The following is a 21695-nucleotide window of genomic DNA, read 5'->3' on the forward strand; positions in this document are numbered from 1 at the left end:
GGGTCACCAAATCGTCACCACCGCCTAATCGTCCGAAGGCAGAGGGGCGAGATTGGCAACGATCCGATCGATAACGCGAAAAAAAGCTTCGCGGTCGCTGTCGTCCACCCCGGAAATCGCATCCTGGGCAACTTCTCGAGCAAAGTGCAAGAGGTCCACTGTCTGAAGACGCCCTTTTTCGGAAAGACTGACTGCCAAGCGTCTGCGGTCGCTCGGATCACGCCTTCGTTCAATCAACCCACTCCGATCCAGATTGTCGAGAACACTGGTAGACGATGCCTTTTCGATGCCGAGAAGCGAGGAGATTTCCGTCTGATAGAGAGCGCCTTCCTCGTAGAGGACGCGCATATGCAAATACTGGGCAAGCGTGAGACCACGTTTAGCGAGATGTCCTTGAAGTCGTCTGGTGTAGAAGCGATGCGCCATACGCAAGGAAGCACCCAACCCCCGCTCGGCTGAGCCGGTTGTCGTCGTCCTCCTTCGCGCATCGGTTTGATGGTTCCCTTTGTTACGGGTTTGACTCAGGGTCGCCTCCATTGCCGGACCACATCGATGCCATGCGGTGTGGAGTATCCACACGATATGCCCCGCCGCGCATATGCCCGCTTTGCCTTGCCTTCCTTGAGCGGCCAATCATAAACGAGCGCATCGAAGGCCCTATCCAACGATTTGTCGCCGGCCCTCACTCTGCGAAATGCAGCTTTTATCCCGTCGACACCAATATTGTGGCCGATGCAAATCCAGGGCGGAACGTCACGGGGCTCTCCGCGAAGACCGATGGCTTTCATACGTGGACAGCGGGGAGATTTGCCAGTTTCAACCGACTTCGTGATTGGCACAAAGGCGTATACCTGCAGGCGAAGTAGGCCGCAGTTTGCGCATTTCCAGGTGAAGTGGAAACCGGTTCGCCGTCCGGAAACGTGGCAAAACAATAACTTGGAGCGTTCGGCGATTCCGCGAACCGCAGAACGATCCAAGCGTTGCGGCTGGCGCCTTCTCATTTATGAGGCCATGACCTCCATTGGAAGATCCGGAACCTCGGTTGTTGCGGCCGAGAGGGCCGAAAGAAAGACTTCGCCGATGCCGAGCAGGACCGGGCGCTCATAGCCGACCTCTGCCACGTCGTCGGCCACGCTGGCGAGCGTGCCGCGCACGATCCGCTCGTCGGGACGGCCCAAGGCCCACCCGGCAACGCTCGGCGTCGACGGCGGCAGGCCCTTGGCGATGAGCTGCTCGGCAAATTGCGAGCAGGTGCGGCCGCCCATATAGACCACCAGGGTGGTCTCGGGATCGGCAAGGCCGGTCCAGTCGATCTCCGGCAACTGCCCATCACGCGCATGACCCGTTACGAACCGCACGGAGTGAGCGCAGTCGCGGTGCGTGAGCGACACCCCGAGCTTCGAGGCCAGCGCGAGCGCGGAGGTGATACCGGGAACCACCTCCACGGCGATGTCGTGACGCGACAACTCGGCGATTTCCTCGCCCGCCCGACCGAAAATCATCGGATCGCCGGACTTCAGCCGGACCACATGCTTGCCCTGGCCGGCCAACTTGATCATCAGCGCGTTGATTTCCTCCTGCCGACAGGAGGCGCGGGCGCCTCGCTTGCCGACCAGAAGCCGCCGCGCCTCCCGGCGGGCAAGCTCCATAACCTCGTCGGAAATCAGATCGTCGAACAGGATCACGTCGGCCGACTGCAGCGCCCGCATCGCCTTCAGCGTCAGATATTCGGCATCTCCGGGACCTGCCCCGACCAGAGTGACCCGCCCGCCTTGGCTCCCGGCGCCGATATCAGTCGCGAGGGACTGCAACGTCCCGGCCGCATCGTCGTCCGGCGGCGCACGGAAGGCGAGATCGCAAAACCGCTCCCAGAAACGACGGCGGCCGGCCGGGTCGGCGATGCGGTCCGCCACAAACGCGCGACAATCCTTCGCGGCCCGCGCCCAGCCACCGAGATAGGGCGGCACCAGGGCCTCGATCCGCCGACGGATCGCCTGGCCGAGCACCGGCGCGGCCCCGTCGGTGGAAATGCCGATCACGACCGGCGAGCGGTTAACGATCGAGCCGAACTGGAAATCGCAGAAGTCCGGCTTGTCGACGATGTTGACTGCAGCCCCGGCCGTGCGTCCCGCCTCCCGGATCGCCTGAGCTTCCTCCACCGTATCGGCGTCGCCGACGACGATCGCCGCTCCGGCAAGGTCGTCCGGGCGCCAGCCGCGACGGACCAGGCGGAGCGCCCCCGCGGGCAGAGCCGCAGCCGTTAGCTCCTCCATGTCTTCGCCCGCCTGCGCGGCAAAGACGGAGACTTCGGCACCGGCCGCCGCAAGCAGCTCCGCCTTCCAGGCCGCTCCCTCCGAGCCACCGATCACCACGGCCGTTCGGCCAGCGAGATCGAAAAAGACGGGAAGCTTGGCCAGCGGAGCAATGCGCCCCGGCTTGCGTTCAGACGGCTGTTTGAAGCGAACGGGCATGGATGATCCTCCGGATCTCCGCGCGGCAGGAGCCGCAGTTGGTTCCGGCCTTCAAGGCCGTTCCGACGGCCTCGACGCTCGTCGCCGCGCCGGATCGAACCAGCGCGTCGATCTGGTTGATGCCGACGTCGAAGCACGAGCAGACGATCGCGCCCGAGTCCGGCACTTCGCCGCGCGGACGCCCCGCCAAAACACCGAGCCGCTCCTGCGGCGACTCGAACGTCTCGGAGAGGGCGCCGGCGACGAAGCTGCGCGAGACCGACACCGGCTCAGGCGCCACGAACAGCGCCCCAACGAGCCGGTCGCCGGAAAACGCCGCCAACCTGTGATGTCCGGAGCGCGCGTCCTGAACCGCGAGCACCTCGTCGTCGGCCAGCGGCAGCCCGAGCAGCGAGGCAAGCAGCCCGCGCCAGCTTTCAGGATCCGCCGATCCGGCGAGTTCCGCCCGGTAGCCGCCACGCGCCCTGGCAACGGCCCAGTAGTCGCAGGCGCCGAGCTTGGGCCGACCTCGCGTGACGGCGAAGCCGTACCAGCGGACGGGAAACGGTCCGACCCGCACCCTTGCAGACTTCAGGGCCGGCTGGCCCGAGACCGGATCGGTCGTTGCGGTAACCAGGCTGTCGACACGTGCGGCGCTCGCCGTCCGACCGTTCCAGTGCATCGGCACGAAGACCGTTCCCGGCCGCTGCGCCTCGGTGACCAGCGCCCGCACGACGATCCGCCCTTCAAGGCTTTCGACCCGAACGAGGCTCGCCGGCGCAATCGCAGCCGTGGCGGCATCATCGGGATGGATCTCGACATAGGGTTCCGCAATGTGGCTCGACAGGCGCGGCGAGCGGCCGGTGCGGGTCATGGTGTGCCATTGGTCGCGCACCCGGCCGGTGTTGAGCACCAGCGGATAGTCCGGATCGTCTGTAGACGACGCAGCCGGCGTCGGTACGAACCGGGCGCGGCCATCGGGCGTGAAGAAATGCCCATCACTCCCAAACCGCACCCGGCGGGTTGCGTCGCGGCGCACCGGCCACCTCACCGGCCCCAACTCGTGATATCCTGCGGCATCGAGCCCGGACAGTCCGCCGATGTCGAAGGCGCGCGTACCTTCATTCTCAAAGCCTGACAGGGCGGCGTGCTCGGCGAAGATCTCGCCGGCGGTTGCGTAGGGGAACGCTGCGGCAAAGCCCATCCGCCGGGCAACTTCCGTGACGATCCACCAGTCGGGACGCACCTCGCCGGGAAGGTCGAGAAAGGCCCGCTGACGCGAGATCATCCGCTCGGAGTTGGTAACGGTGCCATCCTTCTCGCCCCATCCCGCCGCAGGCAGCAGAATATCGGCATAGGCCGCGGTGTCGGTGTCCGGCAGAACGTCGGAGACCACCACGAACGGGCACGCCTCCAGCGCCTCCCGCACCAGATCGGCCTCCGGCATCGAGACAACCGGATTGGTCGCCATGATCCAAAGCGCCTTGATTCGGCCATCGCGAACCGCGCGGAACAGCTCTACTGCCTTCGGTCCGGCATGGTCGGCGATGCGGCCGCTGCCCCAGAAGCGGGAGACCCGATCGCGATCGGCGACGTTCTCCAGTTCCATGTGCGCGGCAAGCTGGTTCGACAGGCCACCGACTTCGCGCCCACCCATCGCGTTGGGTTGGCCGGTTACCGAAAACGGCCCCATGCCCCGCTTGCCGATACGACCGGTCAGGAGATGACAGTTGAGGATCGCGTTCACCTTGTCGGTTCCCGCCGACGATTGGTTCACGCCCTGAGAAAAGACGGTCACGACCTTATTCGTCGCCGAAAACAGCGCGTAAAACGTCCTCAGCTCGATGGGACCGAGGCCGGTCGCCCGAGCGACGTTCGCGATATCGCCATATGCGGCGGCAAGGGCGTCCCCGAGGCCAGAGGCATGCGCGCCGACGAACGCCGTATCGATCGCCCCGGCCTCGGAGAGATGGGTCAAAAGACCGTTGAAAAGGGCAACGTCAGAGCCCGGCGCGATCGCAAGGTGCAGGTCGGCCTCGACGGCAGTCGCGGTGCGGCGCGGATCGACGATCACCAATTGGGCGCCGGTCTTCTCGCGCGCCGCCATCAGGCGCTGATAGAGCACGGGATGGCACCAGGCGAGGTTGGAGCCGACAAGGACGACGAGATCGGCGGTCTCGACGTCCTGATAGGTGCCGGGAACGATATCCGCCCCGAAGGCGCGGCGGTGCCCGGCCACGGCGGAGGCCATGCACAGGCGGGAGTTGGTGTCGATGTTCGCCGAGCCGATGAAGCCTTTCATCAGCTTGTTGGCGACATAGTAGTCCTCGGTCAGAAGCTGGCCGGACACATAGAAGGCCACGGAATCCGGACCATCTTCGACGATTGCCTCGGAAAAGCCGGAGGCGACCCGATCAAGCGCAGCCTCCCACCCCGTCCGCCGGCCGTCGACGTGCGGATGGAGCAGCCGCCCCTCAAGCCCCACTGTTTCGTCAAGCGCCATCCCCTTGGAGCACAGCCGGCCAAAATTGGCCGGGTGGGTGGGATCGCCGGAGATCTCGACGCCACCGTCGGCGCGTGGGGTCGCCAACACACCGCAACCGACCCCGCAATAGGCGCAGGTGGTCCGAACCGTGGTGTCGGTGCGTGCCGCGTCCATTGCCGGTCTCCGGTTCGGGTTGACTAAAAGGCGGGTGAAGAGGAGCGCGCCGCCGCGACCGCGCGGTCCGGCGACGCGCCTTCGCGGTGGCTATTCTGCCGGTTCAGCGATGCTATCCATCGTCTCTTCGGAGCGGTGCTTCGGCGCTTTGACGTAATGGGTGGAGTAGAGCGTCAGGCCGACGAAGGTCACACCGCCGATGAGGTTGCCGACTACGGTCGGAATTTCGTTCCAGATCAGGTAGTCGGCGAAAGAAAAATTGCCGCCGAGCATCAGTCCGGAGGGAAACAGGAACATGTTCACCACCGAATGCTCGAAGCCCATGTAGAAGAACACCATGATCGGCATCCACATGGCGATGACCTTGCCGGATACCGAGGTGGACATCATCGCCGCGACGACGCCGGTGGAGACCATCCAGTTGCAGAGCACACCGCGGATGAAAAGCGTCAGCATGCCGGCCGCGCCATGGTCCGCGTAGCCGACGGTGCGCCCCTCCCCGATATGGCCGATGGTTTGGCCAACGGCGTTGGGCGCCTCGGAGAAGCCGTAGGTGAAGATGATCGCCATGAAGACGGCCACGGTCAGCGCCCCGGCAAAGTTGCCGACGAAGACGAGACCCCAATTGCGCAAGACGCCGTTGACGGTCACGCCGTTGCGTCGGTCTAGCAGCGCGAGGGGAACCAGGGTGAAGACCCCTGTGAGAAGATCAAATCCGAGGAGATAGAGCAGGCAGAACCCGACCGGGAACAGAACGGCACCGATCAGCGGTTCGCCGGTCTGGACGGTGATGGTGACGGCGAAGGCGGCGGCAAGCGCAAGGATGGCACCGGCCATATAGGCTCGGATCACCGTATCCTTGGCGTTCATGAAGACCTTGGATTCCCCGGCGTCGACCATTTTGGCCACGAACTCCGTGGGGGCGAGATAAGACATGGCTGGTACTCCCGATGGTGGAGGTGCTTGTTGTGGCCGGCGACATTTCCGTGCGGCGGCCTCGGGCCCTCGGGCGTTTCCTCAATCTTCTCTCAGGCGGGTTCGCTCTCCGGTTCAGGCCGCCTGAACTCAGCCGAACTCGGTTCCAATGACAGCTCGATTGCGTGCGACGCCGGATCGATCCGGACGGAAAACGCGCGCGTGCGGCCGTTGTCCGGCCCTTCCATCTCGCCCGTCGCAAGCGAGATCACAGCGTTGTGGAGGGGACAGGTCACCGATCTGTCGTGGACGATCCCCTGGGAGAGCGGCCCGTCCTTGTGCGGGCAGCGGTCTTCCAGGGCGTAGACCTCGTCATCCGCCGCGCGGAACACGGCCACGCGGCCGAACGGGGTCAGCACGCAGCGCGCGCCCAAGCGCGGAACGTCGTCGAGGTGCCCGATCCTGTGCCAGCGCTCTGTCATTCGGCAGCCTCCTGGAGGGTGAGATCCGCAAGCGGGGCGAACTCGTGGGCGTCGCGGCCTTTGGTCCGCTCCTGCCAGGGATCGGCCTGTGAATAGCGCTGGGAAAAGACGAAGCGGTCGAACAGAGCCCGCCGGTTCTCAAGGTCTTCCATCACCTGGGCCTGGATGGTCTCCAGCCCGACCCGCGCCATCCACTTGTAGATCCGCTCCAGATACCAGCCCTGTTCGCGGTAGAGCTGCACGACGGCGACGATCGCCTCGAAGGCATCGTCTTCCGTGGCAACCTTGCCGAGGAGTTCCGTGCCCTTGATGTCGAGGCCGGCGGCACCGCCGATCTGGATTTCGTAGCCGCTGTCGACGCACACCACGCCGACATCCTTGCAGGTCGCCTCGGCGCAGTTGCGGGGGCAGCCGGACACGGCCATCTTCACCTTGGCCGGGGTCCACGAGCCCCACATGAACTTTTCGACCCGAATGCCGAGCCCGGTGGAGTCCTGCGTGCCGAAGCGACACCAATCAGTTCCCACGCACGTCTTCACGGTGCGCAGCGCCTTACCGTAAGCGTGGCCCGACACGAGCCCGGCGGCGTTGAGATCGGCCCACACCGCCGGCAGGTCTTCCTTGCGCACACCGAGCATGTCGATGCGCTGCCCGCCCGTGCACTTCACGGTCGGGATCTCGAACTTGTCGACCACATCGGCGATCGCGCGCAGCTCCTGCGCACTGGTCACACCGCCCCACATGCGCGGAACCACGGAGTAGGTACCGTCGCGCTGAATGTTGGCGTGCACGCGCTCGTTGATGAACCGGGACTGCTGGTCGTCGACATATTCGCCCGGCCAGGTGGCAACCAGATAGTAGTTCAACGCCGGTCGGCACTTGGCGCAGCCGTTCGCGGTCGCCCACTCCAGCTCCTGCATGACGGCCGGGATCGATTTCAACTCCTTGGCCACGATCAGCCGGCGGACCTCGCCATGGCCGAGATCTGTGCACCCGCACATCGGCTTGATGGCCGCCGGATCGTAGGCGTCGCCCAGCGCGAGCGAGAGCAGTTGCTCGACCAGCCCGGTGCACGTGCCGCAACTGTTGGAGGCCTTGGTATGGCTGCGAACGTCCTCCAAAGATGACAGCTCCTTGTCGGCGATCGCGGAGACGATGTCGCCCTTGCAAATGCCGTTGCAGCCGCAGATCTCCGCGCTATCCGGCAAGGCTGCAACGGCCGCCGTAGGGTCCAGCGGCGCCCCTCCGGCATAGGCGCTGCCGAAGATCAAGGTCTCGCGCAGCTCGGTCACATCGGCCTTCTCCTTCAACAGGTCGAAGAACCAGACGCCGTCGGAGGTGTCGCCGTAGAGCACGGCCCCGACGATCCGATCGTTCTCGATGACCAGGCGCTTGTAGATCGACCGCGACGCATCGCGCAGGACGATCTCCTCGCGATCATCGCCCTCCGCGAAATCGCCGGCGGAGAACAGGTTGATGCCAGTGACCTTGAGCTTGGTCGACGTCACGGCCCCCACGAAAGTGGCCTCCGCCTCGCCGCACAAACGCGCCGCGGCGACCTTCGCCATCTCGTAGAGCGGCGCCACCAGCCCGTAGCAGGTACCGCGATGCTCCACGCATTCGCCGATGGCGAGGATGTCGGGGTCCGAGGTCTGCAGGCGATCGTCGACGACGACGCCGCGCCCCACCTCAAGCTCGGCGGACTTCGCCAGCGTGGCGTTCGGGCGGATGCCGACGGCCATCACCACCAGGTCGGCGTCAAGCTCGGTGTCGTCGTCGAGAAGCACGCTTTCGACGTGGCGGCCGCCCTGGATCGCCTTGGTATTGGCCCGCGTGATCACCCGGATGCCGCGGCTCTCCAGCTCCTTCTGCAGGAGATAGCCGGCCGAGGGGTCGAGCTGGCGTTCCATCAGGGTGGGGGCGAGATGAAGCACGGTCACGTCCATGCCGCGACCGTTGAGACCGGCGGCCGCTTCCAGCCCGAGCAAGCCGCCGCCGATGACCACGGCCTTGCCGCCGTTCGCCGCCGCCGCCGTCATGCTTTCCACGTCATCGAGATCGCGGAAGGAAATCACTTCCGGGAGGTCGTGCCCCGGAAGCGGGATCATGACCGGATCCGAGCCGGTGGCGAGCACCAGCTTGTCGTAGGGCGTGACGGCCCCATCATCGGCAGTGACGGTCTTCGCCGCGCGGTCGATCCCGACGATCTTGCGGCCAGAGACCAGCGTCACGCCGTTTTCGTCGTACCAGTCCTCATCGTGGATGAGGATGTCTTCGAACCGCTTGTCCCCGGCGAGCACCGGCGACAGCATGATCCGGTTGTAGTTCACCCGTGGTTCCGCACCGAACAGCGTAACGTCGTAGCGGTCCCGATCGGTTTCCGTCAGGTGTTCGAGAAGTCGGCCGGCGGCCATCCCATTGCCGACGACCACGAGCTTATCGGTCATCTTGCTTACTCCGCTGCCGTAGGGTCGCTGCAAGCTGCTGCGCACGCTTCGATCATTGGGGGTCTCCTATTCCGCAGCCGCCACGGCCGGGCGGCGCGCGGCGCGCTTGGCCCTGATTTGGTCGAGATGCTCCGGCGTGGGATCGGCGCCACCTTCGTAGGCTTCCAGGAACTCCAGAAGCTCCTCGCGATAGGCGTAGAAATCGGGATGTTCGATCAGCGCCTTGCGGTCGCGAGGGCGCGGCAGGTCGATCTCCATGACCTTGCCAATCCGGGCGTGAGGACCGTTGGTCATCATCACCACGCGATCGGCGAGCAGGATCGCCTCGTCGACGTCATGAGTGACGCAGATCGCCGTCACGCTGGAGCGCTTCCACACGTCCATCAGCACGTCCTGCAACTCCCAGCGGGTCAGGCTGTCGAGCATGCCGAACGGCTCGTCGAGGAGAAGGAGCTTGGGGGACAGCGCGAAGGCGCGGGCAATGCCGACGCGCTGCTTCATGCCGTTGGAAAGGTCGGCGGCCCGGCGATCCATGGCGTCGGCGAGGCCGACCCGCGTGAGGTAATACGCGACCACCTCGCGCCGCTCCGCCGCGCTGGCCTTGGGATAGACCCGGTCGACGCCCATCGCCACGTTTTCCCGGGCGGTCAGCCACGGAAACAGCGAGGGCGATTGGAAGACCACGGCCCGCTCGGGCCCCGCGCCATCGACCTCGCGGCCATCGAGCACGATCCCCCCACCGCTCACATCGGCGAGACCGGCGGCCATATTGAGCACGGTCGACTTGCCGCAACCGGAATGGCCGATCAGCGAGACGAACTCGCCCTTTTGCATTTTCAGATCGAAGCCATCCACGACCGTGAGCGGACCGTCCTTGGTCGGGAAGGTCTTTCGCACGCCGGAGAATTCGACGAAACGCTCCTCGATCGGCGATGCGGCGGCGGCGCGATAGGCCTTCGGAGGGCCTCCGGCTGCCGCGAGCGAGACGACTTTCGGCACGTCCAGCTCCGTAGCGCTCTCCGCTCCGCTGCCCGCCTCGTCGAGATAGCGAATGATGTCGACGCGCAGCCGCCGGAACGCCGGATCGTGGTTGAGCTCCGCCCGGTCGCGCGGGCGCGGCAGATCCACCTCGAAGTCGGGACCGAGCGTGGCGTTCGGGCCCGGATTGAGCGGGATCACCCGATCGGCGAGCAGGATCGCCTCGTCGACGTCGTTGGTGATCAGAACGAAGGTCCGCCTTTCCCGCGCGCAGATGTCGGTAAGCTCGTCCTGCAGCTTGGAGCGGGTGAGCGCGTCCAGCGCCGACAACGGCTCGTCGAGCAGCAGCAGCTCCGGCTGCATGGCGAGCGCCCGGGCGACGGCAACGCGCTGGCGCATGCCGCCTGAGAGCTCGGCCGGACGCCGGTCGCGGGCGTGCGACAAGCCCACCATCTCGACATAGGCGTCGACGAGCGCTTTGCGCTCCGCACCGCCCTTCTTGGCGAAGATCGCGTCGACCGCCAACTCGACATTGCCGGTGACCGTCAGCCACGGCATCAGCGAATAGGACTGGAACACCACGCCGCGCTCGGGAGACGGTCCGCTCACCGGCTTGCCGCGAAAGATCACCTCGCCGGCGTCCGGCGCCACCAAACCGGCGATCGTGGAGACGAGCGTGGTCTTGCCGGATCCGGAGTAGCCGACGATCGCGACGAACTCGCCTTGCTCGACTCTCAGGTCGATCCCGCCCAGGACCGGATTGCGATCGGGTCCGCTGCCGTAGGCCTTGGTCACGGATTTGAGCTCTAGAAGGGCCATGGCCTCACCTCCTCAGCGGGTCGCGGAGTGGGTGAAGGCGACCTGCAACGCCTGCATCAGGCGGTCGAGCAGGAAGCCGATGATGCCGATCGTCAAAACGGCGACCATGATGCGCGCCAGCGAGTCGGAGGAGCCGTTCTGGAACTCGTCCCAGACGAATTTCCCGAGCCCGGGGTTCTGGGCGAGCATCTCGGCTGCGATCAGCACCATCCAGCCAACGCCAAGCGACAGGCGCAGCCCGGTAAAGATCAGCGGCAGCGCCGACGGCAGCACCAGCTTGGTGAGCTTCTTGGTCGGCGAGAGGTTGAGGACCCGGCTGACATTGAGAAGGTCCTTGTCGATCGAGGACACCCCGAGCGCGGTGTTGATCAAGGTCGGCCACAGCGAGCACAGCGTCACCGTGATCGCCGAGACGACGAGCGATTTCGGCAAGGCATCGACCGCATTCACGTAGAGTGCGGAAACAACCATCGTCACGATCGGCAGCCAGGCGAGCGGCGAGACCGGCTTGAACACCTGGATCAGCGGGTTCACCGCGCCGTTCACGGTCGGCCAGAGGCCGCAGGCGATCCCGAGCGGCACGGCGATGAGGGTTGCGATAACGAATCCGATCGCGACGGTCTTCAAGCTGGTCAGGATCTGATCGAAGTAGGTCGGCCGGCCGGTATAGTCCCGCCATTTCACGCGGTCGCCGTAGCCGGCCTCGACCAGCTTGGCATTGCGCGCTTCCTGCCGGTCGTAGAAGGCTTGGGCTTCCTGGCGTTCGGCGACGTGTTCGCCGTAAAGCGCCTCGGCTTGATGCCACACCTGAACCGGTCCGGGGATGGCGCCGAGCGAGGTTTTGACCTGCGGCGCAAGCACGGCCCAGGCGGCGAGAAAGGCAAGAATACCGATCAGCGGGACCAGGATCTGGCTTCCGACCGCTTTGAACTGGCTCGGCGAATGGTCGCCGGCACCGATCCTCACCAGCGGCACCAGCCATCCGAACCCGAAATTGGACATCGGCCTGGACAGGCGATCGACGGCGGCCAGGCGGGCGTCGCGTCGTTGGCTCGACCGCGCTTTCGAGGCGCTATCGACAAAATCGTCGGCGGTGGTCATGGCGTCTGGATCTCGATGGCTGGAACGTGCGCGAAGACGGGCGGCGGCGGGTTCGGTGGTCGTTCAGCCCCCAACCACCTCGGTGCCCTTGATCTTCTCGGAGCCCTTCAGGCCGATCGACAGCGACTCGATGTAGGCGTTGGGCTTGCGGCCGTCGTAGACGACGCCGTCCAAGAAGGCGTCGGTGGGCTCGCGGTAGCCGTCGGTTTCCCAGGGGAAGTCCGCCTCGTCGGCAAGCCCTTCTTCGACCAGCATGCGCGCGGCCTTCAGATAGATGTCCGGCCGATAGACCTTCTTAGCGGTCTCGTCGTACCAGCTATCGGGCTTTGCTTCGGGGATCTGGCCCCAGCGCCGCATCTGCGTCAGGTACCAGATGGCGTCGGAATAGAAGGGATAGGTCGCGTTGTAGCGAAAGAAGACGTTGAAGTCCGGAACCTGGCGCTTGTCGCCCTTCTCGTATTCGAAGGTGCCGGTCATGGAATTTGCGATGACTTCGGCGTCGGCACCGACATATTCCGGCTTCGACAGGATCTCGACGGCTTCCTCGCGGTTGGCGTTGTCGTTCTCGTCAAGCCAGATTGCCGCCCGGATCAGCGCCTTGGTGATCGCAAGCGTCGTGTTCGGGTATTTCTCCGCGAACTCGGCGGTGATGCCGAAGACCTTCTCCGGATTGTTTTTCCAGATCTCGTAGTCGGTGATCACCGGCACGCCGATTTCCATGAACACGGCTTGCTGATTCCATGGCTCGCCCACGCAGTAGCCGTAGATCGTGCCCGCTTCGAGGGTGGACGGCATCTGCGGCGGCGGCGTCACGGACAGCAGCGCGTCGCCTTGAATCTGGCCGGTGGTATCGTTTTCGCCGTAGTAACCCGGATGGATCCCTCCGGCCGCCAGCCAGTAGCGCAACTCGTAGTTATGGGTGGAGACGGGAAAGACCATGCCCATGTTGAAGGGCTTGCCCTGCTGCTTGAACTCTTCGACCACGGGCTTGAGCGCCGAGGCGGAGATCGGATGCTGGGGCTTGCCGTCTTCGTTGGTCGGGATGTTCGGCTTCATCTTCTCCCAGACCTCATTGGAGACGGTGATGCCGTTGCCGTTCAAATCCATGGAGAACGGCGTGATGATGTGGGCCTCGGTGCCGTAGCCGATGGTCGCCGCCAGCGGCTGGCCGGCGAGCATGTGGGCGCCGTCGAGCTCGCCGGTGATCACCCGGTCGAGCAGCACCTTCCAGTTCGCCTGAGGTTCCAGCGTGACGTAGAGCCCCTCATCCTCGAAGAAGTGCTTTTCGTAGGCGATGGCGAGCGGCGCCATGTCGGTGAGCTTGATGAAGCCGAAGGTCAGCTCGTCCTTTTCCGGAAACAGCATCTCCGCGGAGGCGGTGGTGGCCTCCCCGACCCCGAACGTCGCCAGCATGGCTCCCAACGCGAGGCTTTTGAGCGCCGTGCGCCTGTCGAACGTCCCTATCATTATCTCCCACTCCGGTTCTTGGTCGCGAGCAAAGCCGCGCAAACGAAAAAAGCCGTCGGATCAGCGCGTCCTCCTCCGGCGAGGGGGACGATGATCGACGGCGTCGCCTGGGGCGCCCCGACAGTGGGTGCGCCAAATATGTTCGGGGTCTCTCGGGCCGTTCCGCGTTTCACGGACGCGCAGAACAGCTCCAAGTCATTGTCTCGGCGCGTTTCCCAACGGCGAACCGGGTCCCGCTTCGCCGGAAAACGCTCTAGCCAGCTCGGTCAGCCATCGTTGGCACAAACCCATGCCGGCTCGACCATCTCAAATTTCTCTCAGACTTCTGATCCGGGAAACTGATGTTCGAGTAATTTAAGGTTACGGGCGGGCCTCCGCTCTTCGCAAGCCCAACTATTGTGCATGTGCGATGAGACTTGCGGCAGCGCGGGAGATCGAGCAAGTCCCAGGATTAAGGGGCAGCCGGCTTTCCATCCGGGATTTGCGGGGAAAGGGGGTTAGGCCGTGGTGACGATTTAGAACTCGACGCCGAGGGACTTGAGATAACCTTCCACATCGTCGGGATCGAACAGCCGTCCGTCGAAGAACCCGTCGGGGCCGAGCACCATCCGCCCGCTTTTGGAGGCAACCGGCGTCGCCGCTTTCAAGGCACCTTCGACCTTTGCGCTGGCATTGGGCAGGTCGGCATCCGTCGACTGCAGCGCGGCACGATAGAGATCCGGCCGGTAGACCTCCCGTACCCTGGCGAGATCCTCCGCCCGATAGGGAACCTGGCCCCACCGCACCATCTGCGAATAGAACCACAGGGCGTGGCTCTGCCATGGGAAGTTCGCCGCATGGGCGTGCAGGACCAGGAAATCGGCAATCGCTTTCGGGGCGAGGCCCTTGCGCCGGGTGATTTGCCCGCTCAACGCCGCCAGCATGACCTCAGGCCGGCCGCCGACATAGGCGGGGCGGCTCAACAGCTCCGCCAGCTCGCCGTGATGGTCGGGCTCCGAAGCCCAGGTCGCCGCACGGTGCAGCGCGCGGATCAGCGCCTTCAGGCGTTCGGGATGCTCCTTGGCGAATTGCCTGCGCAGCCCGAGCACCTTGTCGGGCCCCTGACGCCAAAGCGCGGACTTGGTGGCCACAATGACGCCAACGCCCTCATCGACCGCCGTCGAGTTCCACGGCTCCCCGACGCAGAAGCCGTCCACCTGGCCATCGGCGAGCGCATCGACCATGAACGGCGGTGGCAGAACGACCAGCCGGACATCGGCATCGGGATCGATCCCCGCCGAGGCAAGCCAATAGCGAAGCTCGTAGTTGTGGCCGGAAAACGGGTAGACGGTGGCCAATGTCAGCGGCGGTGCGCCTTCGGTCCTGCGCAGTGCGACCAGGCGGGCGAGATGACCGACCATCGTTGCGGGATCGTCGTCGATCCGCGCGCCTTCGGCTTCGAGCGCGGACCAAATCCGCTCCGACAAGGTTATGGCGTTTCCGCCGAGCCCGAGCGAAAACGGCGCCACCATCGGTACCTGAAGGTGCCCGCCGGCCCCGAGCGTCGAAGCGATCGGCAGCGGCGCGAGCATGTGGGCCGCATCGAAGTGGCCTAGCATCGCCCGGTCGCGGATATTGGCCCAAGAGGTCTCGCGGACCAGGGAGAGGCGCAGGCCTTCGTCCTCGGCGAACCCTTTTTCGGCGGCGGCAACGACGAGCGCGCAGTCGACGAGCGGGATGAAACCGATCGTAACGGTCCGGCTATCGTCGTTCGAAGAACCGCCCTGTCGGTCCGCGTGATCGTCTGGGCCCATCATCGTCACCCCAAAAGCTTCGACGCGGTGACGAGGCCCTGGGCGATATCGGCGACCCGACGGCTTTCGTTCATCGCGGTCTTGCGCAGGAGTGCATAGGCCTCTTCTTCCCCGATCCCCCGTGTCTTCATCAAGATTCCCTTCGCCTTGTCGATGACCTTCCTGTCCTCCAGCGCCTGCTTGGTCCGGTCGAGTTCCTCGCGGAGCCGGTTGAAGGCGTTGAAGCGGCTGATCGCCATGTCGAGGATGGGTTTGACCCGCTCCTTGCGCAGACCGTCGACGACATAGGCCGAAACGCCCGCATCGATCGCCGCCTCGATCGAGGCAGCATCGGAGCGGTCGACGAACATGGCAACGGGACGACGAACCGTCCGGGAAACCTGGAACATCTGCTCCAGGACGTCACGGTTGGGATTTTCCAGGTCAATGAAGACGACGTCCGGATCCGCTTCGACGATCTGGCGCAAGAGCCCGCGCATCTCGGTGATGACGGTGACGTCGGCGTGGCCGGCCTCGCGCAGCCCGTCCTCGATGATCGAGGCGCGAACGGCATTGTCGTCGATCACCAGGACTCGGAAGGATGCATCGGCCATGCGGCAATCTCGCCTATGCGTGCGACGAGTGCAATGCAACATAGCGCCATGTGGACGACCGCGAGAGGCCTAAAACGACGCGGCAACACGCGTTTTAGCTGTCAACCTTCAAGGCGGCGATGAAGGCCTCCTGCGGGATCTCCACCTTGCCGAACTGGCGCATGCGCTTCTTGCCTTCCTTCTGCTTTTCCAGAAGCTTGCGCTTGCGGGTGGCGTCGCCGCCATAGCACTTGGCCGTCACGTCTTTGCGGAGCGCGCGGATCGTCTCGCGCGCGATCACCCGCCCGCCGATCGCCGCCTGCACCGGGATCTGGAACATATGTTGCGGGATCAGCTCTTTCAGCTTCTCGCACATCGCGCGGCCGCGCCGTTCCGCCTGGGAGCGGTGGACCAGCATGGAGAGCGCGTCGACCGGCTCGGCGTTGACCATGATCTGCATTTTCACCAGATCGCCGGGCTGATAGCCGGTGACATGATAGTCGAACGAGGCATAGCCCTTGGAGACCGATTTCAGCCGGTCATAGAAGTCGAACACCACCTCGTTGAGCGGCAGGTCGTAGGTCGCCATGGCGCGCGAGCCGACATAGTTGAGATCGACCTGGATGCCGCGCCGTTCCTGGCAGAGCTTCAGGATATTGCCGAGATACTCGTCCGGGGTCAGGATCGTCGCGCGGATCCAGGGCTCGTGGATCTCGGCGATCTTGACCGGATCGGGCATATCGGCCGGATTGTGCAGCTCCAGCTCGGTGCCATCGGTCAGCTCGAGCTTGTAGACCACCGAGGGTGCGGTCGCGATCAAGTCGAGATTGAACTCGCGGGCCAACCGTTCCTGGATGATCTCCAGATGCAGAAGGCCGAGGAAGCCGCAGCGGAAGCCGAAGCCGAGCGCCGCGGATGTCTCCATCTCGTAGGAGAAGCTGGCATCGTTGAGGCGCAGCTTGCCCATGGCGGCGCGCAGATCCTCGAAGTCGGCGGCGTCGATCGGGAACAAACCGCAGAATACGACGGGGATCGACGGGCGGAAACCGGCCAGCGGCTGGGCGGCGGGCTTGGCCGCGTCGGTAATGGTGTCGCCGACCTGGGTGTCCGCGACCTCCTTGATCGCGGCCATCACGAAGCCGATCTCGCCAGGGCCGAGAGCGTCGACCTCCAGCATCTTCGGCGTGAACACGCCGACCTTGTCGACGTCGTAGACGGCGCCGGTGCGCATCATCTTGATGCGCTGGCCCTTCTTCAAATAGCCGTCGATGACGCGCACCAGCACGACGACGCCGAGATAGGTATCGTACCAGGAATCGACGAGCATCGCCTTCAACGGCGCCTTTGCCTCGCCGGTGGGCGGCGGCAGCCGCGTGACGATCGCTTCCAGCACATTCTCGATACCGAGGCCAGTCTTCGCCGAGATCTCGACCGCCTCGGAAGCGTCAAGGCCGATCACGTCCTCGATCTGGGCCTTGATGCGCTCCGGCTCGGCAGCCGGAAGATCGATCTTGTTGAGGACGGGGACGATCTCGTGGTCGTTGTCGATCGCCTGGTAGACGTTGGCGAGCGTCTGGGCTTCCACGCCCTGGCTGGCGTCCACCACCAGGAGCGAGCCCTCGCAGGCGGCGAGCGATCGGTTCACCTCGTAGGCGAAGTCGACGTGGCCAGGCGTGTCGATCAGGTTCAGCTTGTAGGTCTTGCCGTCCTTCGCCTTGTAGACGAGGCGGACCGTCTGCGCCTTGATCGTGATGCCACGCTCGCGCTCGATGTCCATGTTGTCGAGGATCTGGTCCTTCATCTCCCGGTCGGTCAGGCTGCCGGTGGCTTGAATCAGCCGGTCGGCCAGCGTCGACTTGCCGTGGTCGATGTGGGCCACGATCGAAAAGTTTCGGATGTCCGCAATCGGCTCAGCGCCGACGGACGCCTGGCTCGCCTGGGTCGCAAGGGTGGATTCGCTCATGAAGCTTCAGATAGCATCGGGCCTGCGGTCCGGAAAGGTCCGCAATGGTCCTGGACAGGGTGATTTTTGCTCCGATTGTCGATCGCCCTTGCTGCGCTCGTCGGAACGTGCTCGAAACCCGTGTAGGCATTGGCTTCGGAGTGCGTGATGCGCGCCTCGTTTTTCCTCCTCCTCGGGCTCCTGCTCGTGTTCCCCGGCGTGAGCGTTCAGGCCCAGTCCAGCGAGCCCGAGCGCGACGAACCGCTCACCGTGGAGCGGGTGGTCAACGCCTTCTCCGACGAGGAGCTGATTCACGGATTCGTCGCCACGGTGTTCGGCGCCGAGATCATGCGGCGCGACCAGGATCCGACCACCTTCACCACCGTCAAGAAATTCTCCGGGCCGGTGAAGGTCTTTATCGTCAATCGCGCCGAGCGGGACTTTTCTCGCCAGGTGGTCGAGTTCGTCCGCATCCTGAATCAAACGGTGGCCGGGCTTTCCATCCGGGTGGTTTCCAAGGAAGACCAGGCGAACATGATCGTCTTCCTGATCGACCGGGCCTACTATCGCAAAACCATCCGCGAAACCCTGCCCGATACGTTCGATACCAGCTTTCTGCGGTCCAACGACTGCTCGGCCGTAACGGGTGGCCGCGCCGGCAAGGGGCTCGAGCGCGCCTTCGTCTACATCGTTTCCAACGAGGGCCGGCGGAATTTCCGCCACTGCATGATCGAAGAAATCACCCAGAGCCTCGGCCCGGTAAACGACGATTCCTCGCTGCCGCATTCGATCTACAACGACAATTCGAAGGTTCAAGGCTTCGGCGTGTACGACTGGTTCATCCTGTCTATGCTGTACGATCGACGGGTAAAGACCGGTATGACGCTGGACGAGGTGCTGCCCGTGCTGCCCGCCGCCATCCGCGATTCCCGCCAGCGGTTGAGATGGGTGCTGCGCACCCGCAAGCTGATCTCGCCCAACGCACGCTAGGTCATGAACCTGGAATAGAGGCTGCGTTGGCAGCCAAAATCGGGCCTGAACAGAAGAACTACGCAAGAAAGTGCAGCCTGCTTTCGACGCCTGTTCAGTCCCGCCGGGACTTGCGGCGCATTGGTTCGTTTTTGTCCGTTTCCAAGTCGCGGACAGGTTGGCGGAAGGCAGCCCCTAAAAAATCGTGGAGCCGACGCAAATTGTGGCGGCGATCTGTTGCACGTTCACCGCATGTTGACTGAATTTGCGCTACGTCGCGCAGCATTGGGCTTCTGGTTGCGACACTTTTCAGCCATAAAGACGCCTGATGCGGGCGACTCGGGGCTTTCGAGCGTCGCTGCCCGCTCCGAGAGCAGGATGCGGACAAGCGGTAACCGGTTTTCGTCGTCATCCCTGCTTAAGTTGGTTTGAATTGGTCACGTTTTTCGATTTCGGGTCGGTGTGGCGCGAAATCTTCGTGATCTGGGATACATTCGACAGGATGCGTGTGAGCGTCGTCACCATGATCAAACGGAAATTCCTTCTTAGCCTTGCGCTCGGGCTGGTTATCGCCGGTCCGGCCGTTGCGTCCAGCTCGTTCCAGGGAACCGATCGCGGTGACTGGCTGCGCTACCTGAATGAGCAGGCGGATGCCCAGCGCGGCATGACCGCCGAAGAAATCCGCGAGCAGCGGCGCAACCAGATGGCCGCCGTGCAGGCGGGCGGCGCAGCGGCCTCCTTCAAGCTCGATCCGAAATTCATGCCGACCGTGATCGACTATTCCGGTCCCTACGGGCCCGGCACGATCGTGATCGATACCGAGGATCGCTATCTCTATCTCGTGGAAGCCGGCAACAAGGCCCGCCGCTATGGCGTCGGCGTTGGCCGTCCGGGCTTCGAATGGGCCGGGACCCATCGCGTGACGCGCAAGGCGGAATGGCCGGGCTGGACCCCGCCGCCGCAGATGCGCAAGCGCCAGCCGGATCTGCCGGCCTACATGGAAGGCGGGCCGGACAATCCGCTCGGCGCCCGCGCCATGTATCTGGGCTCGACCCTCTACCGCATTCACGGCTCCAACGCCCCTTGGACGATCGGCCATGCCGTGTCGTCGGGCTGCATCCGGATGCGCAACGAAGACGTGATCGACCTTTACGACCGCGTGCCGGTCGGATCCCGGGTCGTCGTCACGCGCTGAGCACGGACGGAACCGCGTTTCTACCGGAGTTCGAGCCGAACTAAAGTGAGAACGGGCCGGCGATTTGCCGGCCCGTTTGTCTTTTGCGGGAGGCTCGTCGCGTCTCCGCAGGGAAAATCGATCCCACTTCGCCGCAGAGCGGCCTACCCCCAGTCGTCGAACATGCCGTCCAGGAAACCGCCGCCGTCGGCGTCCATGTCGCCATCCGCGTCGGCGTAGTCCTGGCCCGGATCGGCCCCCGCCGCGTCGGCCGGCGCGCCATCCACGCCCGCCCCCTCGCCGGCCTGGGCGGCGCCGTCGTTGCCCATTAGCCCGCGAATGCCTTCCATCAACAGCGAGCCACCCACGATGCCGAGCGCGACCTGGCCGGCCCCGGCAAGAAAACCACCGGCGCCGAAGCCCGCCGGCCGGGCTCCTGCCGTCGGCACGCTGGAGCGACGCGGAGGAAGCGCGGCATCGGCCTCGTCGGCAAGGCTGCGCGCCGGCGGAGCATCCGATCGTCGCTCCGGGGCGGCTTCCAGATTGCGGATCTTCTCTTCGGCACGATTGAGCGCCTTGTCCTGGACGGCGATCGTCTGGGCCATCCGGTAGGCCGCCTGCGGGTTGGCGGCGACGCGCTCCGCGATCAAGGCCTCCGCCTCGCCGTCCCGCGGGCCGCTCGAAGCTTGGTCGATCCGGTCGAACAATCGGCTCAGAAGCTCACGCTCCGTCGGGGTCATCGTCGATTTCCTCTCGCTTCACCACTGCCGTCAAGGCGAGCGTTATGTGGGGATGCATTGCGCGCTCCGCACTCTGAAATCGACGTGATCCCGACGCGAGCGAATTGCGCCTCACACGACCAGTTCGGGAAGCCGCTTTTCCAACATCGGCCTCAGATGCTCGTGCTCGACGGGCAGCTTGAGGCCCTGGCCCAGCTCCTCAACGCGCTCGTCGGTGGCGAAGCCCGGCTCGTCGGTGGCGACCTCGAACAGCACGCCGCCGGGTGAGCGAAAATAGATCGCAGTGAAATAGGAGCGGTCGATCTGAGGCGTGACCTGAAAGCCCTCCGCGACCAGGGTCGAGCGGATGGTCGCCTGGGTCGCGCGGTCGGCCACCCGAAAGGCGATGTGATGGATCCGGCCGGCACCCTGGGACGCGGGCGGCGTTTGCGGAGCGGCAACGAGATCGACCACGCCAGCCGCGACCTCAGCGTTGGCAAGCCGCGTCAACGCGCCCTCGTGACCGACCTCGGTGTAGCCCATCAGTCCGGTCAGAAGCGCACGGGTCGGCTCGACATCACGCAAGGTCAGCGTGACCCCGCGGAACCCTTTGATCGCCGCCGCCGGGTCGATACCGTCGACGATCCAGCCGGTGCGGGGATCGTCGGGCGCCTCGACCAGGGCGAACGCGAAACCATCGGGATCTGCCGAGATCAGCCGGGTCTCGTCGGCCACCGTCTTCTCTTCGAGCGGGGCGGAGGCGGCCATCAGCCGATCGCGCCAGAAATCGAGCGCTCCGGGGGCGACGGCGAACTGGGTCAGGCCCGCTTCTCCGGTACCGGGCCGTCCCTTGTGCGCCCCCGCCCAGGGAAAGAACGTCAGCACCGTTCCCGGCGTGCCGGTGCCGTCGGCGAAGTAGAGATGGTAGGTGCCGGGATCGTCGAAGTTGACGGTTTTCTTGACGAGCCTCAGGCCCAAAACCTTGCCGAAAAAGTCGACATTGCCTTGGGCGGACGAGGAAATGGCCGTGATGTGATGAAGACCACGAACGGGCGACATGACAACGCTCCATGATGATGGCCGCCAACGAATGGCGCATGCCTGTATTGGCGGATCGTGGAGCGGAAGATGGTCAGTCGAGATGGGGAAGAAAACCAGGCGATCGCCAAACGACCGGTGACACTGCGTTGCCGAAACGTGGACACCGC

The 21695-nt window shown here is 64.7% G+C and carries 16 protein-coding genes; 2 read left to right on the forward strand and 14 right to left on the reverse strand.

The features are described 5' to 3' along the window. Positions 1-24: 24 nt before the first annotated feature. The 12 genes from HNS03_RS00205 to lepA all read right to left on the reverse strand — a co-directional run bounded on the left by HNS03_RS00205 (position 25) and on the right by lepA (position 17646). Positions 25-537 (reverse strand): MarR family winged helix-turn-helix transcriptional regulator, encoded by a 513-nt coding sequence (locus tag HNS03_RS00205; RefSeq protein ID WP_367192179.1) that lies wholly within the window; start codon positions 535-537, stop codon positions 25-27. 464 nt (positions 538-1001) lie between these two features. Then, complete coding sequence (gene cysG, locus HNS03_RS00210; protein ID WP_367192180.1) at positions 1002-2471, reverse strand: siroheme synthase CysG; 1470 nt, start codon at positions 2469-2471, stop codon at positions 1002-1004. Next, positions 2443-5109 carry a molybdopterin-dependent oxidoreductase gene (locus HNS03_RS00215; RefSeq protein WP_367192181.1) on the reverse strand — a complete coding sequence of 889 codons (2667 nt, stop codon included), beginning with the start codon at positions 5107-5109 and terminating at the stop codon, positions 2443-2445. Before HNS03_RS00215 ends, cysG begins: the two co-directional genes overlap by 29 nt. Before the next feature lie 90 nt (positions 5110-5199). Then, positions 5200-6045 (reverse strand): formate/nitrite transporter family protein, encoded by an 846-nt coding sequence (locus tag HNS03_RS00220; protein ID WP_367192183.1) that lies wholly within the window; start codon positions 6043-6045, stop codon positions 5200-5202. A 92-nt stretch (positions 6046-6137) separates the two neighbouring features. Then, positions 6138-6506, reverse strand: a complete 369-nt coding sequence (gene nirD, locus HNS03_RS00225; protein ID WP_367192184.1) for a nitrite reductase small subunit NirD — start codon at positions 6504-6506, stop codon at positions 6138-6140. Then, on the reverse strand, positions 6503-8953 hold the full coding sequence (gene nirB, locus HNS03_RS00230; protein ID WP_367192186.1) for a nitrite reductase large subunit NirB: 2451 nt from the start codon (positions 8951-8953) through the stop codon (positions 6503-6505). The genes nirD and nirB overlap by 4 nt, the downstream gene beginning before the upstream one ends. 66 nt (positions 8954-9019) lie before the next feature. Beyond that, complete coding sequence (locus HNS03_RS00235; protein ID WP_367192188.1) at positions 9020-10750, reverse strand: ABC transporter ATP-binding protein; 1731 nt, start codon at positions 10748-10750, stop codon at positions 9020-9022. Between the two features lie 12 nt (positions 10751-10762). Continuing rightward, entirely contained in the window at positions 10763-11851 is a 1089-nt protein-coding gene (locus tag HNS03_RS00240; RefSeq protein ID WP_367192190.1) for an ABC transporter permease, read from the reverse strand. A gap of 63 nt (positions 11852-11914) precedes the next feature. Next, entirely contained in the window at positions 11915-13264 is a 1350-nt protein-coding gene (locus HNS03_RS00245; RefSeq protein WP_367192792.1) for a CmpA/NrtA family ABC transporter substrate-binding protein, read from the reverse strand. A 569-nt stretch (positions 13265-13833) separates the two neighbouring features. Beyond that, positions 13834-15111 carry a CmpA/NrtA family ABC transporter substrate-binding protein gene (locus tag HNS03_RS00250; RefSeq protein WP_367192191.1) on the reverse strand — a complete coding sequence of 426 codons (1278 nt, stop codon included), beginning with the start codon at positions 15109-15111 and terminating at the stop codon, positions 13834-13836. A 5-nt stretch (positions 15112-15116) separates the two neighbouring features. After that, positions 15117-15704: an ANTAR domain-containing response regulator gene (locus HNS03_RS00255; protein ID WP_367192193.1), complete on the reverse strand. Its 588-nt coding sequence runs from the start codon at positions 15702-15704 to the stop codon at positions 15117-15119. Between the two features lie 94 nt (positions 15705-15798). Beyond that, positions 15799-17646 (reverse strand): translation elongation factor 4, encoded by a 1848-nt coding sequence (gene lepA / locus HNS03_RS00260; protein WP_367192194.1) that lies wholly within the window; start codon positions 17644-17646, stop codon positions 15799-15801. A 147-nt stretch (positions 17647-17793) separates the two neighbouring features. On the opposite strand from lepA, the gene HNS03_RS00265 reads away from it, so the two are divergent. Then, positions 17794-18615 carry a DUF2927 domain-containing protein gene (locus HNS03_RS00265; protein WP_367192195.1) on the forward strand — a complete coding sequence of 274 codons (822 nt, stop codon included), beginning with the start codon at positions 17794-17796 and terminating at the stop codon, positions 18613-18615. A 502-nt stretch (positions 18616-19117) separates the two neighbouring features. After that, positions 19118-19789 carry a L,D-transpeptidase gene (locus HNS03_RS00270; RefSeq protein WP_367192794.1) on the forward strand — a complete coding sequence of 224 codons (672 nt, stop codon included), beginning with the start codon at positions 19118-19120 and terminating at the stop codon, positions 19787-19789. Positions 19790-19932: 143 nt separating this feature from the next. Here the strand turns inward: HNS03_RS00270 and HNS03_RS00275 are convergent, their stop codons facing one another. Both HNS03_RS00275 and HNS03_RS00280 read right to left on the reverse strand, forming a co-directional pair. Continuing rightward, on the reverse strand, positions 19933-20508 hold the full coding sequence (locus tag HNS03_RS00275; RefSeq protein WP_367192197.1) for a DUF2076 domain-containing protein: 576 nt from the start codon (positions 20506-20508) through the stop codon (positions 19933-19935). Positions 20509-20619: 111 nt separating this feature from the next. Continuing rightward, positions 20620-21546: a ring-cleaving dioxygenase gene (locus HNS03_RS00280; RefSeq protein WP_367192199.1), complete on the reverse strand. Its 927-nt coding sequence runs from the start codon at positions 21544-21546 to the stop codon at positions 20620-20622. Between the last annotated feature and the right edge of the window lie 149 nt (positions 21547-21695).

The sequence above is a fragment of the Amorphus sp. 3PC139-8 genome (assembly GCF_040750475.1).
Lineage (GTDB): Bacteria > Pseudomonadota > Alphaproteobacteria > Rhizobiales > Amorphaceae > Amorphus.